The organism is Leifsonia sp. KNZ12-8B (genome assembly GCF_056755495.1).
In genome coordinates, this window is record NZ_JBPGXM010000261.1 from 1 (window position 1) to 368 (window position 368).

At 69.8% G+C, this 368-nt stretch carries 1 pseudogene; it reads right to left on the reverse strand.

The features are described from left to right. Positions 1-33: 33 nt before the first annotated feature. A pseudogene (locus tag ACR9ZG_RS18945) lies at positions 34-368 on the reverse strand (hypothetical protein); the annotation flags it as partial.

The following is a 368-nucleotide window of genomic DNA, read 5'->3' on the forward strand; positions in this document are numbered from 1 at the left end:
GACAGGATGCGGATCGCCGGGCGCGGCGTCGGACTACTTGGCAGGGGTGCGCTCGACGCGGAGCACGCACCGGCCGTTCTCGGCCCCGGAGTCGGAGGTGCCGCTCCACGACTTCTTCGCCTTCGGCTCGACGTCGTCGACGTTCACCTGCGCGATGCCGAGGGTCGCGTCGCCCGCCAGCACCGAGACGTAGATGCGGTAGGACTGCTTGGTCTTCTCGGGGTTGGTGACGGTGCCCGAGAACGATGCGGGCGACTTGGCCGCATCGCACTTGTCGATGGTGACGTCCTTCGCCGCGCCCACGTAGCCCTTGGCGGTGCCGGGCGCCGTGGTCACCTTCGAGGAGGTCGAGCCGCCCTTGGCGTCCG